2 protein-coding genes are annotated in these 1,695 nt (G+C 75.2%); both read right to left on the bottom strand.

Annotation, left to right across the window (positions count from 1 at the left end; genetic code table 11):
- Positions 1 to 492, bottom strand: a 492-nt coding sequence (locus GIY56_RS18260; RefSeq protein ID WP_154766254.1) for a DUF2249 domain-containing protein, incomplete at its 3' end; no start/stop codon positions are given.
- Positions 464 to 1,695 (bottom strand): hypothetical protein (locus GIY56_RS18450; protein ID WP_196053699.1); only part of this gene is annotated, 1,232 nt, incomplete at its 5' end. The genes GIY56_RS18450 and GIY56_RS18260, both read right to left, overlap by 29 nt.

Below are 1,695 nucleotides of genomic sequence, written 5' to 3' on the forward strand. Positions count from 1 at the left end.
ATAGGACGCCCCGTCGGGCGCAGGGTTGCCCGCCCATTCGTGCCCGCGCGTCGCCAGTTCCGGGAACAGGAACATCGGCTCGCGATCCAGCAGGGCGAACAGCACCGCGCCCTCGGGCAGGGCGGTCAGGGCTTCCAGGATGCGCACCATCGGCTCGGGCGGCATCAACCCGGCCAGATCCAGCACCTGCGCCGGGTCGGGCCACAGCGCCGCCCCGGGGGCCGATCCGGGGGCCAGGCCCGCATCCGGTCGGGCGTCTTCCAAGGGCGCGAACAGGACCTCCCACGCGCCATCGGAACGGCGGCGGTCGCTGACGGCGAAGCCGCGGTTGGCCATCACGCCGAACAGGGGCGCGGGCCGGAAGGGCGCGATCAGCCGCAGCGCCTGGCCGGGTTGCAGGCCGTCGGCGGCGGTCATGATGGTCCCGAAGGGTTCCTCGCCGCGTTGCAGTTGCGGGCGGACATCAAGCTCGAACGGGTCGGGTGTGGTCATGGTCGGATCCTTGCGGGGAGGGGGGAAGCACGAGAGGCGGCAGGCGGGCGGGCCGCCGGGCGGGGTCGAGATGGCGCAGGCGGCGGATGGCCCAGGCCTCATGCACAAGGCCCCCGGCGGCCAGCAGCATCGCCAGCGCCGCCAGCCGGAAGCCCCCGGCCTGTCCCAAGGCCAGCGCCAGCGTGCCCCCCGCCGCGCCCGCCGCCCACAGCGCCAGCCAGCGCCCGGTGGCGCGCGCATCGGTGAGGTCGGGGACCAGCGGCACCGGGGCGCGTCCGATGCGCGGCGCGAAGATCTGGATCCAGGTCAGGAACGAGACGATCTTGATCATCTGCGCCAGCGTCAGGGTGGACAGCCAGCCTGCCAGACCGGCAAAGACGGCGGCCTCGGCCCAGGAACCGCCGCGCAGCACGGCGGGGGGCAGCAGGACGGCGGCCAGGGCCAGGAAACCCAGGGCCGCGCGGCTCCAGCGCATGTTGACCTCGGTCCGGGGGCGGTGGCGGCTGTGCCACAGGCGGCGGATGTCGGCCAGATACAGAAGGGCGGTCAGGGCGCCCGCCAGCGCGACGGCAAGGCCCAGGGGTCCGGTCCCGCGTCCGGCAAGCGCCAGCCCGGCCCCGGCCAGCGCCCCCGCCCCGGCCCCCGCCGCGCCCGCAAAGACCGCCCGGCGCAGGGGGCCGTCACGCTCGGGCGCCAGCAGAAACATCGCGAACAGCTTGTAGCTGACGCCGAAGGCTGCCAGCGTCAGCCAGCCGCCCGCGCCCAGCAGGACATGAACGGGCAGGGCCTCGGAGATGGCCATGGGCAGGGGGTCGTATCCCGCAAGGGCGCAAGCCATCGCCGCCCCCGTGGCCCACAGCCCGCCAAGCGCCAGCAGCGCCAGGGCGAGCATCCGCCCCTCGGGCGCGCGCCACCCCCTCGCGGCGATCAGCGTCGATCCCAGCATCGCCGCGGCCAGCCCAAAGGCTCCCGCCAGCACCACCGGCGCCCCCGCCAGCAGCCCTTGCCCCGGCATCCCGTCCAGCGCCAGGAACCCCCCGGCCAGCATGGCCGTGCCGCCGCCCGTCAGCAGCAGCGCGGGCAGCGACAGCGCGGGCCACGCCAGGGACCGCGCGCACAGGACCGGCGTGAACTGGATCAGCGCGCCCAGCATCATCTGGCACAGCCAGCCAAGCGCGAACAGATGCACCACCGCCAGCCCCG

The sequence above is a fragment of the Paracoccus lichenicola genome (genome assembly GCF_009708075.1).
In the GTDB taxonomy this organism is placed as follows: Bacteria; Pseudomonadota; Alphaproteobacteria; order Rhodobacterales; family Rhodobacteraceae; genus Paracoccus; species Paracoccus lichenicola.